We start from the raw sequence: 14,909 nt of genomic DNA on the forward strand, positions 1-14,909 counted from the left end.
GTGGAGCCGCAATATAAATATCACGCTAGATCGAAGCGATCTGCATTCATTACTTTAACCCAGGCCTTGATGAAATCAGCAACAAACTTTTTCTGGTTATCATCTTGCGCATAGACTTCAGCGTAAGCACGCAGAATTGAGTTAGAACCAAACACCAAATCAACGCGTGTTGCTGTCCACTTTACCTCGCCAGACTTACGTTCCTGTATTTCATACAGATTTTTACCCGCTGGTTTCCAGGTATAACGCATATCCGTTAAATTCACGAAAAAGTCGTTACTAAGGGCGCCGACGCGGTCTGTAAACACACCATGTTGGCTATTGCCGTAGTTGGTGCCCATCACGCGCATGCCGCCTAATAGCACGGTCATTTCTGGTGCGGTAAGCCCCATCAATTGAGTGCGATCGAGCATCAATTCCTCAGCGGAAACAGCATAATCTTGTTTCAACCAATTACGATAACCGTCATGAATAGGTTCAAGGTCGGCAAATGAATCCGCGTCAGTCATTTCCTCTGTGGCGTCACCTCTGCCCGGCGCAAAAGGAACAGAAGCCTCTACACCGGCGGCACTGGCAGCCTGTTCAACACCGACATTACCCGCCAATACGATTAGATCCGCAATGCTTGCACCGGTTTCGCTAGCAATTGGCTCAAGCACAGATAGTACTTTATTAAGTCGTTGAGGCTCGTTACCTTCCCAATTTTTTTGTGAAGCAAGGCGAATCCGCGCACCATTGGCACCGCCACGTTTGTCTGATTGGCGGAAAGTACGCGCACTGTCCCATGCTGTTGCCACCATTTCGCTGATACTTAGGCCGCTATCTGCAATTTTTGCTTTAACAGCCTCAACATCGTAGTTGCTGTTGCCAACAGGAACAGGGTCTTGCCAAATTAAGTCTTCTTGTGGCACTTCAGGGCCGATATAGCGTGCTTTTGGCCCCATGTCACGGTGTGTTAGCTTAAACCAGGCACGAGCAAAGACCTCAGAAAAGTAAGCAGGGTCTTGGTAGAAGCGCTCAGATATTTTGCGATACTCAGGGTCCATTTTCATGGCCATATCGGCATCGGTCATAATAGGGTTTAGTCGAATAGAGGGGTCTTCAACATCAACAGGTTTATCTGCTTCGTCAATGTCAATCGGTTCCCATTGCCATGCACCGGCTGGGCTTTTTTTCAATTCCCAGTCGTATTTTAGAAGCAATGAAAAGTAACCGTTGTCCCACTCAGTTGGCTTGGTTGTCCACGCACCTTCAATACCACTTGTGACCGTGTCACGTCCAATACCGCGTGTTGTTTTGTTGTTCCAGCCTAAGCCTTGCTCGTCTACATCAGCCGCTTCAGGTTCCGCGCCCAACAAGGCTGCATCACCGTTCCCATGGGTTTTACCAACGGTGTGACCACCGGCTGTTAAGGCAACTGTTTCCTCATCATTCATTGCCATCCGCTCAAAAGTAACACGTACATCATGTGCGGTTTTTAACGGGTCAGGTTTACCATCGACACCTTCAGGGTTAACATAAATTAAGCCCATCATAACTGCGGCTAATGGGTTTTCTAGATCTCGCTCACCTGAATATCGGCTATTTTCGTTGTCACTAGGAGCAAGCCACTCTTTTTCTGACCCCCAATAGGTATCTTTTTCTGGATGCCAGATATCTTCACGGCCAAAGGCGAAACCAAAGGTTTTTAGGCCCATCGATTCATAAGCAATAGTGCCAGCGTAAGTGATTAAATCCGCCCAGCTTAATTTGTTACCGTATTTCTTTTTGATGGGCCAAAGCAGACGCCGCGCTTTATCTAAATTAACGTTATCTGGCCAAGAGTTGATCGGTGCAAAACGTTGATTACCGGTGCCAGCACCACCACGACCATCAGCTATTCTATATGTACCAGCTGCGTGCCATGACATGCGGATCATCAATCCACCATAATGCCCCCAGTCGGCCGGCCACCATTCTTGGCTATCGGTCATTAACGCTAGCATGTCTTGTTTAAGTGCAGCGAAGTCAAGAGTTTTTACTTCGTGAGCATAATCGAAACTCTCGTCTAACGGGTTTGTTTTGCTGTCATGTTGATGCAATATGTCCAGATTAAGGGCATTAGGCCACCATTTCATATTTGATGTGCTGACCTCTGTTGCACCACCGTGCATGACGGGACATTTATTTTCTGACATAAAGTATTCCTCAAGTTATTGGTTAGTCGTTACCACCTTAGGAGGTGGCGTGAACAAGCATCTAATAAATCCATCTATATGTATAGTCGATTGATTATATGATCACGATAGCTTTTATCTATTTGACGCATTAATTAAATAGATTCCTGCATAACCCAATGTCTTGCATAAGCTTTAATTTACAAGATACGGTTTTCTCCCCTTCGTTTTACAAGAATTTTCAGTCATATATTTACCAGCATAGACCTTTAATTATTTTTTCAACAGTAAAGATACTATTTTTTTTGTCATCCTGTGCGCGTTTAGTCATAATTTTGCAGGGCAATAACACAAGGGCGTTATTGTTTTTAGCCGATTGTTATATTTATTTTTTCTTTCGTAGGTCTTTTACTAAATATGAATTGCCCGGCCCTCGTTTGAGTTGAAACAAATCGATGGCTTTAAGAAGGCTGCTGAGGTTTTTATAACCGTAGTTTCTTGAATCGAATGATGTTTTATTAGAAATATGTGCGCCGACGGGGCCAAGGGCCGCCCATCCATTATCTTCTTCAGTGGCCTCAATGGCCTGCCGAAGTAAATTTATTAACTTGGTGTCAGACTTAATAGTCTTTGTTTTTGTTTGTGCGGTATCGTTGTTATCAGGTTTTTGATCTAAAAATAAAAACTTAGAGCACGCGTTAACGAAAGGAGAGGGTGTTTTTCGCTCACCAAATCCTAATACCACTTTGCCTTCTGCTAGGGCACGAGTAACCATTGGTGTAAAGTCGCAATCAGATGATACAAAGCACATAACATCTATATCTTTCGTATACATGACATCCATTGCATCAATAACCAAGGCTATATCAGACGCGTTTTTTCCTTTCGATAAATCATATTGTTGAACTGGCTGAATAGCATATTCATGTAAAAGGTCCTCCCATGCCTTTATAGAGGTTTTTTTCCAGTTACCATATGCTTTTCTTATGGTGACTACGCCGTATTTAGCAACCTCACTAAGCACATCTTCAAACTTGCTAGCGGGCGCATTATCAGCATCTATAAAAAGAGCAATTTTTTGTTTTGAATCATCCATTCTTTTTACCTTGTTAATAGTTTTTTAATAGCTAGTACTGCCAATAAAGTTTGTTAGGCTTAGTTAGCGTCGTGTAGCAATCGCTTGTCATTAGCGTGTATGCTCGGGAAACAGTATTGGCCAAGAATCTTGAGAACCGGCAAACAAACTTAGGCTGTTTGCTGAGGGTTTTTCGCATGGTTCTGCAGCAAGCTCTTTAGCTACGTGTGCAGACACTGGGGAGAAATAAATGTTCACGTCGCAATGCAGGCGACCTTCCGATTCATGTCGAATAAAGGCAGCCATTTCTTTTGGTTTGCCAGCCTGAGTATACGCTAACAATAGGTGTTGGTTGATTAACTCTAGTTGATCATAGGCCAACATGGCATCACCAAGGTTTTTTTTGAACCAGTTTTTCATAAGGGTCTTGAGGCTAATGTATTGTTGTGCGTTAGGGTTTTAGGGTATACCTTTTCTCTTAAGTTCAGGAGCTTTTGACGTATTGGTAAACTCAATTTTAACGTCGAAAAAATTGGGCCTTTTTAATGCCTGCTTGATAATGGATGAAGGCATTAGCTATGCCAACAAACCTCAAGCAGACGAGGTGGCTCAAATAAAAAAAACTGCATAGCCTTGAAGGTAGTATTTAGCAAACCATTTGTAGTGTTGCTTTAGGTTTTACGGAGAGCGAAGCCAAATACGAATCGAGCCTATCACGTCAAGGAGCGTTTCGCTGTGAAGGTTTTGTTTTGAAATCAGTGATTAAATGATGAGGGTCAATGTAGGCACGTTGTTCCCTTGCGGCTTCGGCCCACCAAACTAATTGTTTGATGGTTCGGTCAAAATAATCGAACCATGAGTTATTATCGACCTCTGCTTGCGCAGCCCCGGTTTTGGTGAAGACTTCTTGTGCTTTAGGTACATGTATCATTGCGGAAACAGGCAAACAGCCCAGTTCTGATAAATACGTACGCATTCCAATGGCTGCACGCATACCACCCCATTGTCCTGCGGAATAGGTAGCGATCGCACTTGGTTTGTAGGCAAACAAAGAGCTGCCAAAGTGATTCAACAGGTTAGCAAGTGCGGGGCTCATAGAATGGTTATATTCAGGGCTAACCATAATAAAGCCATCAGCACTCTCAATTTTTGTCGCTAAATCATTGAGTTCACCAGGGGCCTTGTTTTCTGGGTAAGCAAAATGAGGCTTAAAGATAGTATCAAGCGAATAATCTAAAACATCGATCAACTCTATTTCATGTTTTTCATATCGGCTTTGCAGGCAGGTTAGCACCGCCTTTGCTACTCGAACACCCAAACGCGCAGGCTTCGGAGGCGTGCTATCACGAACTGTGCCTAAAAAAACTAAGAATTTCATATCAACCTCTACTTGATGCTAGCTATGGAGCATAACGCTTGGTTAAACAGGGCGTGCGAAAATCGTTTGTGAGATTATTTAACTTAAACATACAAAAGCATAAGCCGCCAGCGCAACGAGCTGACGGCTTATGTGGTTGCTGTTTTAATCGGGTAGGCTGGTTAACTAGCTTAGTATTTACCCATTTCCAACACGGTGGATGCAGTCACTTTGTCGTCTTTAACTGCTTTGATGGTTACGTAGTATTCATTATTCTTGCCTCCAGAACATGGTGGCATATAAGCGCCTGCTTTATCCCAACTTGGGCTGCGATGCGCTTCGATTAATGTAAACTCTTTAGGGATATCGAACGTATGGCCAAGAACAGAGGGGACTTCCACCTGACTTTTTTGTGGATCAATTATGAATTTCATTATTCCATGTCCACCGTTATCCATTACCTCGTAATTACGATCACTGTACTCCAGAACCAACGCGTTAGATTCCGCAGGGATTTCGCTAACAATTAGCTTAGGTGTTGCTGGGTTAATACCACCAAATTTCTGACATTGTTGCCCTGTAGGCACTGTAACGCCATCCCATGATTCATCAGCAAACTTGGCATCCAGAGCGAATGCGCTAGTGCTGGCTAAAAAAGTGACTGCTAAAGCGTTGAAAAATTTAAATTTCATAATAATGTTTGCTCCTAGTGTTGAGTGTAAAGAGTGCAGAAATATTTTTTTCTGTCTTCTGCCTTTGTGACGCTAACTGCCGAATTTGATGCACCCACTTAAGATAAATGAAATTGTTGCCGCTCCACTTGGTCATTCACAGGCGGCGTGTATTGAGGAGCACCATCAGTTAGGTTTATCACAAAAAAAGATGTGTGTCTACCCATCGTAGTTTGCTGTATAGGCAGTGCTAAGTACTTACGATTAGCGACAGATGAGGTGCACAATGGCGTCCATTAGTAGGCGTAAGCTGACTTAAAACTTCACTTGGAAAATTTTGGAACAGAACAATTATTTTAAACGTTGGATAACCACCACAGCAGTAAAATTACTAGCATGATAGCAATAATGGCTTTCGTTCTATAATGCTTTATAAGCGCTTCAGCTTTATCCCCCGCATAATAAACAACGGCGGCTAAACCAACATATCGTAACGATCTGGCTATTACTGTGGCTAGTAAAAATAAAGCCAGGGAATATTGCATCGCTCCTGCAGCGAGCATGGCCACTTGAAACGGAATAGGGGCAACACCAAGGGACATAACAAACCAAAAACCCTGGGTTTGCATATGTTGTTTTACATTATCGAATTGCTGCTGGTTAAAAAAGGTATCAATAATCCATTGTCCGGCTATATCAAAAAGGTAGTAGCCTAGTGCGTAGCCAAAACAGGCTCCAATAACACAGCCAATAGTAGCCATCAGTGCAATTTTCCACAGCGAATCTCGTCTGGCCTGCATCAATGGCGCCATAACAGCTTCAAGAGGGATAGGCACAATCGTCGATTCTAAAAACGAGGCAAACGTAATGCTTTTAAGCATGTGTTTTGAATCGACTAACTTCTGAGTTTTCTGTTCAACTTTTTTACTAAAAGGCATGTAGTCCTTTATGCGGTTGTATGGAGATCCTTGGGCCTTTATTAATAAAAAGACTAAGCTCTATATAACAATAACACTAAGCTCTATATAACAATAACACTCTAAACCAAAAGGCTCATATCAATTAAAGCTGCTTTATAGCGACCCTTTCATCGTATTTCGTTCGCTAATAGCTATGGTAAAAATACTAAATCTAGGTCATCAATACATAAGCACGAACATCACAAACGTGTTTATTACAGGCGTTTTAATGTTTTGAAACTGAACGAGGTAACACCGCCATGATAAGTGGAAGCTGTAGACACCCCAGAGCCAAATATGTAATAGTAGAAATGCAAAGTCTACAATAATGTAAGACTTAAACAACAAGGTATTTTTATTATGAAAGCACTTAAACGTACGTTTTCACTAATTCTCGCGATTGCTTTAATTGGCATCTCTATTGGCAATGCTCAGGCGTCTATAATTACGAATGATCAAATTATTCATAAGACGGTTCAAGCCAATGATAGGGTTGCTTTAATGCAAACGATTAATCGAGCAGACGTGCAGGCGCAATTGTCTAGCATGGGTGTAAGTTCTGCTGATATAGAGGCTCGTATTGACCAAATGACGAATGAAGAAATTGCACAACTTAATCAACATATAGCTGAGCTACCTGCAGGTGCAGGCATATTAGGCGCGGCTTTGACGGTGTTTATAGTGTTAGTAATTACCGATATGCTTGGTGCAACCGACGTGTTTTCATTCGTTCATTCTATTAACAGATAATAGTGGATGAAAGTATTATGTCTGCTGATCTGTTCGCTTGTACTCAGCAGTTGTGCATCAACACCACAAAGTAGACAGATACGACTGAAGCTAGCGGATTCACTGCCTTCAGCAGTTGAGCTGGTAGATACACCATTTTATCCACAATCAGCGTACCAGTGCGGCCCTGCCGCACTGGCTACACTGTTACAGTTCCATGGCGTTAAACTAACACCAGAAGAATTATCGAGCCAGGTTTATATCCCCGCTCGAAAGGGTAGCCTGCAAGTTGAAATGGCAGCAACAGCGCGACGCCATGAGATGTTGCCATATCAAATAGAACCGCAGTTGCTCGATCTTTTCGCTGAAATAGCAGCGGGCAACCCCGTGTTAGTTTTGCAAAACCTCAGTTTTGACTGGTATCCAACATGGCATTACGCAGTGGTTATTGGTTACGATATGGACCGACAGAAAATCATTCTTCGTTCCGGTACCACACGACGGCGGGTCACGCCCTTTGAGGTGTTTGAACGCACTTGGCAACGGGCTGATTTCTGGGCGTTGGCCATTATGCCGGTTGGCAAAATACCCAAAACAGCAAAGCCTCAACGATACCTGAAAACAGCTTATGCTTTCGAGGAGACAAAACAGTTGAAATTGGCATTAAAAGCCTATCAGTCAGCAAGCGAACGGTGGCCAGACGCGACTGATGCATGGATGGCACTGGGAAATGTAGCCTATCAAAAGCAGGATTGGGCCGAGGCGATTAAAGCATTTAGTACCGCTTCAAGTCTCGAACCAGAGTTGGCCGCTGGGTGGAATAATTTGGCTTATGCGTTACAGGCTTATGGTTGTGGCGACCAGTCTCAGGCGGCTCTACAATGCGGTTTGAAGTATGCGCCTGCAGATAAAAATCTGCAGGACTCATGGCAAGAGCTAACAGCTGACCCTATTAACAACAGTTCTGTCGAATGTCCGGTGGTGCGATGTAATTAGACGTTTGTTTGTCTAAAACATAGGCAAATAAAAAGTGAGCTGGTTAAGCATTTTTAGGTATGTGCGATGGATTTATCTGTAAATAAACAATCATCTAGTTCCTTATTAAATCTAGGTCATCAATACATAAGCACGAACATCACAAACTTGTTTATTGCGGGGGGTTAATGTTTTGAAACTGAACGAGGTAGCAACGCCATAATAAATGGCTATTAATTTTAAGAGTAAAGCGTAAGACAACTAGTTTATGTGATCAATCGAGTCCGATCCCATTGGTTTTAGGCATTGCTAAATACACCTTCGTAATGCTCTACTTCAGGAAGTGGGTCATAAAAATGATGAAGCAATGTACGCCATTCTTGGTATTGCTCAGATTGTCTGAACCCAACTGTGTGATTCTCTAGTTCTTCCCAGTTCACAAGCAGGATGTAGCGGTTGTCTTTCTCAATGCATTTTTGAAGTTGATGCGAAACATAACCCTGCATACTTGAAATTATTTTTTGAGCAGTGCCGAACGCAGCCTCAAACTCATCTATTTGATTGGGTTTTATATTTAGAATTGCGACTTCCAGTACCACTCAAGCCTCCTATGCCTTATAACGCCTTGCTAACTTGCAGCCAACTCAACGCGGTTTTTGTGTGATAATGAGCGGTAGCGAATACACAAAAACCGCGTTGAGTTGGCTGTCAATGTTGAGCAATTTGTTAGGAGTTTTTACGCTACCACTTCCGCTAAGTCAAACTCTGAATAGGTGTTGCTGGCAAGATAACTTGATGCGATTGCTGGTTCTCTTACCTCATATTTCTGGGACTGAATTTTATTGGCAAAAGCTAAATCTGAATATATTTGCTTTGCAAGAAAGTAGGCAAGGTTTGGAGGAACGGCATTACCAACCATTTTATACCCAGCTAACAAAGTTTTATAATAAAAAATGTGATTATCAGGAAATGTTTGAATTCTTGCACATTCTCTAATACTAAGCCGCCTGTATAAATGTTCTTTTTCTGGAACAAAAATCCTTTTATTTTGCTCAATAAATTCCATTTTAGGAGCTTGTGGGTGAATAGGAGCGTGTCGCCCCCCAGCCTGTATAGTAAAAGAATGTTCATCCCAAGCACGTACTCGGTTTCTTGACATATAAATCGATGAAAAACTTCCTGTTAAATACTCATGATTTGGTAAAGTACACTTACTGCCATTTGTATGATTTTTACCAACAGAAGGTAAAGCAGTATCTGCTAGCTCCCAAATAATATCTTTGAGGTATCTTTTTTTCCCAACAGGGTTAGGAAATTGAAACTCCATATTTATATCATCTCGATAACCAATAAAAAAAACTCTTTTTCTATCTTGAGCTACCCAATAATCAGAAGCGTTTAAAAGCTTGAAAGAGAGTGTATAACCGCTCTCTTTAAACAGCTCTTGTATATATTTGATTGCATCACGGTGTCTTGGGGCTAACATACCTGATACGTTTTCAGCCAAGAAAAATTTCGGCTTTTTATCACGCAAAATGCGGATAAACTCGAAAAACAACTGACCTCTTTTGTCTTTTATTCCTCGAAGCTTACCTGCTTCACTCCAACTTTGGCAGGGAGGGCCGCCTATAATTCCATCACACTCTGGAATTTCATCTAATTCAACATCACGAATAGATTTTTTATTTAATTCTGTATGGGGAAAGTTTTTTTCGTAAGTTTCCCATATATCTTTATCGAACTCATTAGCCCAAGTAACATTAAAGCCTGCTTTTTCAAAACCTAGATCTAAGCCTCCTGCACCTGAAAATAAAGAAACAATTTTCATGATACCTCCAATGTTATTAGCTTAGCATTGAGAAGTTTTGCCGGATTATCAGGGTCTTTTATTTCTATATCTTTAATAGCAATGTCATTATGACTATATAAGCTATCTATATCACTTGAGTTAAATGAAAGAAATTTATCTTCTCGTATAATGCAAGCTAGACTAAATGTTTTTGTTTCATTAGCTTCGTAATAATCTTTATATACCTTTAAGGGATTATCAATGTGCCACATTCCCCTTATTCGTAGATTTGTAATACCCAAAGGATCAACACGATTTACCCTGCCTAACTCTTTTGTTTCTGAAAACTCAATATCTTCTATTTCCTTTACACCCTCCTTAATGGTCTTTCCTATCCGAGTATATATCTCACGACTTGCTGCATAACAATCTCCATAAACAAGCCACAAATGCTTTAGGTTTTGATCGCTTGTGACCCCAATGGCATAAATAATATCTTTGGCTGTCCAATCCTCACAATCCCTGCAAGCATCCGTTATTTTTGAATCATCAGAATGTAATTTACTTTTTGGGTAGGAGCTATTTAAGGCAATTGCAGCCCCCTTGCTCTGAATTTTTTTAACTTCTATAGCATCGCCATCTTTTAGAATAATATCTGGAGGATTGTTCTGGTTACCTAGATATGAAAATACTTCATTTATGCGTTCATTTCTTTTTTGAGGGCTTGGTTCACTTATAGTATTCGCAAACGCATCCTGCATGTATGCCTCAAGTGCTTGACCGATGTTATTTATTGTGTTCCTACTCGTATAGCTGTCCCTGAGTTGGACTATTGGTTCATTTGCTATGTTTATGATTGCTTTGATAATATTCGACATCTAATTCTCTTGTCCCATACTCAATAAGTTTTCATATTATTTGGTTGGGTACATGATACCAATAATTATTAAGATAGTCTGAAGAGTTTAGAGGATGAGTGTTTTTTACTCCTAACGCCAAATTAACCGGCGAGCGTAGCGAGTCCGAGTTGACTTGCTTGTTATGACTAATTCGGAGAAAAGACAATGATTACTGTAAGGCGAGACAAAGACAAAAAGGAATTTACTACCGACATGAGTAAGGAGGAAGGTATTTATGAAATGCACTTTTGCACCTCATACACGCAGGTGATGATTCAAGAGCTTGATGAAGACGGCAAACTGACAAGCGGCGAGATTATCTGCCTACCAGAAGGCACGAAACCTAACTGGGTTGATTTGATTGCCACGCAGAACGATGACACTGGCGTATTTGTGCAGGCATAACTAGTTATTAAGGGGAATAAAAACTCCCTGTAATTTCTTTACTTATAAGGAATATAATTCCCTGTAATGCGATAATCAAGAAAAAACAGGAGGTAATTTACGTTATGTCCAATTTCAATAGCCCTTCAGAGAATAAGTCAATTTTTCGACCACAATCCAAACGTTTAATGGATCAGGTTCGAGAAGTTCTTCGGTATCATCATTATGCCTTGCGTACTGAAGAGTCGTATATCAAATGGATCTTAGCTTTTATCCGTTTTAATAATAAAAGGCACCCTAACGAATTGGGTAAGGCTGACATTGAGGCATTTTTGTCAGATATGGCACTGAATAAGAACTATTCGGCCTCTTCTCAGAATCTTGCAATGAATGCGATTGTTTTTTTGTATAAAAAGGTTCTTGATATGCCTGTGGCGGAGAATATTTCGGCGGCACGATCCAAAAAACCAGTGCGAATTCCTGTTGTTTTGAGTAAAGGTGAGGTGGTTGAGCTTTTAAAACATATGCGGGGAGTGAGGGGTTTGATGGCTCGTTTAATGTATGGCGGCGGCTTAAGGGTATTGGAGGTGTCGCGCTTACGGGTACAAGATATAGATTTTGCTAATGGCTATCTTATGATTAGAGATAGCAAGGGTGGTAATGAGAGAAAAACACCTTTGGCGGCTACGGTTGTAACGGATTTAAAGTTACAGCTAGAAAAAGCCAGGTCATTATTTGAGAAAGATCTTGCAGCGGGTGAAGCGAATGTTTACTTACCGGGTGCGTTGGCTAAAAAATACCCTAAGGCAGCTTCAAGTTGGGAGTGGCAATATGTATTCCCATCTAAGAATTTATCAGTCGACCCACGAGATGGTGAAATAAGGCGTCATCACCTTAATGAGTCGGGTATTCAAAAATCTATTCGTGAGGCAAAGCAAAAAGCCAATATCAATAAAAGAGTAACGAGTCATACCTTAAGGCATTCGTTTGCGACACATTTGTTGGAAGCCGGTACAAATATTCGTGTGGTGCAAAAATTATTGGGCCATAAAGATGTTAAAACCACTGAAATTTACACCCATGTATTGCAAGAAAACATGGATGGGGTGATCAGCCCCTTAGAACGTTTAGAGGGATTGAATGAATAGAAAAAACACCGGCGCACAACGCATTGTGTGCCTAACTGAAGAAACCACCGAAGCCTTGTATTTAATTGGTGAGCAACAGCGCATTGTGGGTATTTCGGGCTTTACTGTACGCCCGGCGATTGCGCGTAAGGAAAAACCTAAAGTGTCGGCATTTACTTCGGCTAAAATTGATAAAATTTTGGCCTTAAAGCCGGATTTGGTGCTGGGTTTTTCGGATATGCAGGCGGATATTGCAGCTGAACTTGTTAGGGCTGGTTTGCAGGTGCATGTGTTTAATCAGCGTTCAGTGGCTGAAATTTTTACCATGCTACATACCTTAGGCGCGTTGATTGGTGAGCCTGAAAAAGCGGCGGTGCTGGTGAACCAATACCAGCAAAATATTAAACAGTGTGTTGAGCAAGCTAGTGGTTTTAAGAAAAAACCGAGCATTTATTTTGAAGAATGGGACGATCCATTAATTTCTGGCATTCGATGGGTGTCTGAGCTGGCTGAAATAGCAGGGGGTGTGGATTGTTTCCCCGAGTTATCAAAACAAGCGGGGGGTAAAGATAGAATTATTGCCGACCCTAAGACCGTGATTGACCGCGCGCCGGATATTATTATTGGTTCATGGTGTGGTAAAAAATTTCGACCAGAGCGAGTGGCTGAGCGCGAGGGCTGGGATGTTATTCCTGCGGTAAAAACGAATCAACTGTTTGAGATTAAATCGGTGGATATTTTACAACCCGGGCCAGCTGCGCTGACCGATGGTTTGCGCCAGCTACAAACTATTATTAACAACTGGGTGATGCTATATGGATAAGGTGCTTTATTACGTACACGACCCAATGTGTAGTTGGTGTTGGGCATTTAATAAAACATGGGCCGTAATACAGTCTAGTTTGCCCAGCTCTATTGAGGTGCGTTATTTATTAGGAGGGCTTGCGCCGGACAGCGATCAGCCAATGGCTACCGACTTGCAAGAGAAAATTAGTGATGGCTGGTATCGCATTCAGCAGCATGTTCCAGGTACCGAGTTTAATCACAATTTTTGGACGCTGTGTAAGCCACGTCGCTCAACGTATCCATCATGCCGTGCCTTAATTGCTGCAAGAATGCTGGATAGAGCAGCGGAAAAGCCGATGCTATTGGCGATTCAACAGGCGTATTATTTACACGCTAAAAACCCAGCCGATGACGAGGTGTTAATTGAATGTGCTGGCGAGATAGGGCTTGATGAAAGCGAGTTTTCGGCCTTATTGAATCACTCAAGTACTCAGCAGCAATTATTGATGGAAATAAAATTGGCTAGAAGTATGGGTGCCAGTAGCTTTCCAAGTATCGTGTTACAGCAGAGCGAACAGAACCGGTTGTTACGCTATGACTATAACGACCCACAGGTACTATTAAATCAGTTAAGCTAACACGGTAAAGCCGAATAAATAAAAGGAACAGTGATGATGGAGCTTGAGTTGGTTTATTGGCACTGGTTAGTGCTGGGTATGTTGCTGGTGGGGTTTGAGATTTTTGTGCCCAGTTTTACAGTGCTATGGTTTGGTTTGGGTGCTGTTGTTGTGGCTGCTTTTTTGGCCTTAGTACCCTCGTTAACGCTCGGTTGGCAATTGTTTATTTGGACCATTTTTTCGGTTGTTTTTGCTGCGGGCTGGTTTAAATTTTTGCGCCCCAAAATGATCGATCGTACTAAGGCGGGTATTACGCAAGAAGCGATTGCAGGTGAAACGGGAATGGTGATTAAAGCGCCCAGTGAAGCATCGCGTGGGCATGTACGTTTTACGACCCCTATTTTGGGTGATGATGAATGGGAGTTTATCTGTGAAGACCCTGTGGTAGTCGGCGATAAAGTGATGATTAAAGAAGCCTCGGGTAATACGCTTGTGGTTAACAAAGTAACGTAATTTAAAAAAAGGAGTTAACAATGGAAGGACTTATTGTAGCGGCGGTATTTTTTGGGCTAGTGTTCTTAACGGTTGCGATGGGGGTTAAATTGGTGCCTCAAGGGTCTAAGTTTGTTGTGCAACGCCTTGGTAAGTTTCATAAAACATTAGGGCCGGGGTTAAATTTGGTGGTGCCATACATAGACCAAGTTGCCTATCGTGTTACCACGAAAGACATTGTGTTGGATATTCCCTCCCAAGAGGTGATTACGCAAGATAATGTAGTGATTATTGCTAATGCGGTTGCGTACATTAATATTGTGGCGCCAGAACGTGCTGTGTATGGCGTGGAAGACTATGAGCTAGCCATTAGAACCTTGGTACAAACGTCGCTTAGGTCTATTGTGGGTGAAATGAAGTTGGATGATGCATTAACCTCTAGAGAATTAATTAAAGCACGTTTAAAAGAAGCTATTTCAGATGATATTTCAGACTGGGGGATTACGCTTAAAACCGTTGAAATTCAAGATATTACCCCATCTGGCACAATGCAAAATGCAATGGAAGAGCAAGCGGCTGCAGAAAGGCAACGTCGCGCAACGGTGACTCGGGCAGAAGGTGAAAAAGCCGCTGCCGTTTTGGAAGCGGAAGGTCGTTTAGATGCATCAAGACGAGATGCAGAGGCGCAAGTAGTATTGGCAGAAGCGAGTAAGTTGGCTATTACTAAAGTGGCTGAAGCGATTCAAGATAAGGAATTGCCGGTGATGTATATTCTGGGTGAGAAATATGTCGATGCAATACAAGATATGTCAAATTCAGATAACGCAAAAACCATTTTGCTACCGGCAGATTTGCCGGCAGCAATTAAAGGCATGTTGGGTGGGCGTTAAGGC

Annotated in this window: 17 protein-coding genes; 8 read left to right on the plus strand and 9 right to left on the minus strand. The window is 42.0% G+C overall.

Annotation, left to right across the window (positions count from 1 at the left end; all coding sequences use genetic code 11):
- Nucleotides 1–20: 20 nt before the first annotated feature.
- The 6 genes from katG to Q91_RS00665 form a co-directional block, all read right to left on the minus strand.
- On the minus strand, nucleotides 21–2,177 hold the full coding sequence (gene katG, locus Q91_RS00640; RefSeq protein ID WP_015004938.1) for a catalase/peroxidase HPI: 2,157 nt from the start codon (nucleotides 2,175–2,177) through the stop codon (nucleotides 21–23).
- A 364-nt stretch (nucleotides 2,178–2,541) separates the two neighbouring features.
- On the minus strand, nucleotides 2,542–3,252 hold the full coding sequence (locus Q91_RS00645; RefSeq protein WP_015004939.1) for an NYN domain-containing protein: 711 nt from the start codon (nucleotides 3,250–3,252) through the stop codon (nucleotides 2,542–2,544).
- A gap of 90 nt (nucleotides 3,253–3,342) precedes the next feature.
- Nucleotides 3,343–3,651 (minus strand): hypothetical protein, encoded by a 309-nt coding sequence (locus Q91_RS00650; protein WP_015004940.1) that lies wholly within the window; start codon nucleotides 3,649–3,651, stop codon nucleotides 3,343–3,345.
- A gap of 298 nt (nucleotides 3,652–3,949) precedes the next feature.
- On the minus strand, nucleotides 3,950–4,609 hold the full coding sequence (locus Q91_RS00655) for an NADPH-dependent FMN reductase (RefSeq protein WP_015004942.1): 660 nt from the start codon (nucleotides 4,607–4,609) through the stop codon (nucleotides 3,950–3,952).
- A 170-nt stretch (nucleotides 4,610–4,779) separates the two neighbouring features.
- The gene (locus tag Q91_RS00660; protein ID WP_015004943.1) at nucleotides 4,780–5,280 is read right to left on the minus strand and encodes a hypothetical protein; all 501 of its coding nucleotides are present in this window, start codon (nucleotides 5,278–5,280) and stop codon (nucleotides 4,780–4,782) included.
- Between the two features lie 335 nt (nucleotides 5,281–5,615).
- Nucleotides 5,616–6,197, minus strand: a complete 582-nt coding sequence (locus tag Q91_RS00665) for a YqaA family protein (protein ID WP_015004945.1) — start codon at nucleotides 6,195–6,197, stop codon at nucleotides 5,616–5,618.
- A gap of 381 nt (nucleotides 6,198–6,578) precedes the next feature.
- Between Q91_RS00665 and Q91_RS00670 the strand changes: the two genes are divergently transcribed.
- Both Q91_RS00670 and Q91_RS00675 read left to right on the plus strand, forming a co-directional pair.
- Entirely contained in the window at nucleotides 6,579–6,968 is a 390-nt protein-coding gene (locus tag Q91_RS00670) for a DUF6627 family protein (RefSeq protein WP_015004946.1), read from the plus strand.
- Nucleotides 6,969–6,974: 6 nt separating this feature from the next.
- The gene (locus Q91_RS00675; protein ID WP_015004947.1) at nucleotides 6,975–7,943 is read left to right on the plus strand and encodes a PA2778 family cysteine peptidase; all 969 of its coding nucleotides are present in this window, start codon (nucleotides 6,975–6,977) and stop codon (nucleotides 7,941–7,943) included.
- 278 nt (nucleotides 7,944–8,221) lie between these two features.
- Here Q91_RS00675 and Q91_RS00680 read toward each other — a convergent pair whose 3' ends face one another.
- The 3 genes from Q91_RS00680 to Q91_RS00690 form a co-directional block, all read right to left on the minus strand.
- Entirely contained in the window at nucleotides 8,222–8,521 is a 300-nt protein-coding gene (locus tag Q91_RS00680; RefSeq protein WP_015004948.1) for an antibiotic biosynthesis monooxygenase, read from the minus strand.
- Between the two features lie 137 nt (nucleotides 8,522–8,658).
- The gene (locus Q91_RS00685; protein ID WP_015004949.1) at nucleotides 8,659–9,750 is read right to left on the minus strand and encodes a DNA cytosine methyltransferase; all 1,092 of its coding nucleotides are present in this window, start codon (nucleotides 9,748–9,750) and stop codon (nucleotides 8,659–8,661) included.
- Nucleotides 9,747–10,589, minus strand: coding sequence for an NgoPII family restriction endonuclease (locus tag Q91_RS00690; RefSeq protein ID WP_015004950.1), 843 nt, complete (start codon nucleotides 10,587–10,589; stop codon nucleotides 9,747–9,749). Before Q91_RS00690 ends, Q91_RS00685 begins: the two co-directional genes overlap by 4 nt.
- Nucleotides 10,590–10,775: 186 nt before the next feature.
- On the opposite strand from Q91_RS00690, the gene Q91_RS00695 reads away from it, so the two are divergent.
- From Q91_RS00695 to Q91_RS00720, 6 genes are all read left to right on the plus strand, one after another.
- Nucleotides 10,776–11,015, plus strand: a complete 240-nt coding sequence (locus tag Q91_RS00695; protein ID WP_148271118.1) for a hypothetical protein — start codon at nucleotides 10,776–10,778, stop codon at nucleotides 11,013–11,015.
- A gap of 104 nt (nucleotides 11,016–11,119) precedes the next feature.
- The gene (locus tag Q91_RS00700) at nucleotides 11,120–12,142 is read left to right on the plus strand and encodes an integron integrase (protein WP_020161663.1); all 1,023 of its coding nucleotides are present in this window, start codon (nucleotides 11,120–11,122) and stop codon (nucleotides 12,140–12,142) included.
- Nucleotides 12,135–12,944 carry a cobalamin-binding protein gene (locus tag Q91_RS00705; RefSeq protein ID WP_015004953.1) on the plus strand — a complete coding sequence of 270 codons (810 nt, stop codon included), beginning with the start codon at nucleotides 12,135–12,137 and terminating at the stop codon, nucleotides 12,942–12,944. The genes Q91_RS00700 and Q91_RS00705 overlap by 8 nt, the downstream gene beginning before the upstream one ends.
- Nucleotides 12,937–13,545, plus strand: a complete 609-nt coding sequence (locus Q91_RS00710) for a DsbA family protein (RefSeq protein ID WP_015004954.1) — start codon at nucleotides 12,937–12,939, stop codon at nucleotides 13,543–13,545. Before Q91_RS00705 ends, Q91_RS00710 begins: the two co-directional genes overlap by 8 nt.
- Nucleotides 13,546–13,578: 33 nt before the next feature.
- Entirely contained in the window at nucleotides 13,579–14,037 is a 459-nt protein-coding gene (locus Q91_RS00715) for an NfeD family protein (protein ID WP_238538341.1), read from the plus strand.
- Between the two features lie 20 nt (nucleotides 14,038–14,057).
- On the plus strand, nucleotides 14,058–14,906 hold the full coding sequence (locus Q91_RS00720) for an SPFH domain-containing protein (protein WP_015004956.1): 849 nt from the start codon (nucleotides 14,058–14,060) through the stop codon (nucleotides 14,904–14,906).
- The last annotated feature ends 3 nt before the right edge of the window (nucleotides 14,907–14,909 follow it).

The organism is Cycloclasticus sp. P1 (assembly GCF_000299965.1).
In the GTDB taxonomy this organism is placed as follows: Bacteria; Pseudomonadota; Gammaproteobacteria; order Methylococcales; family Cycloclasticaceae; genus Cycloclasticus; species Cycloclasticus pugetii.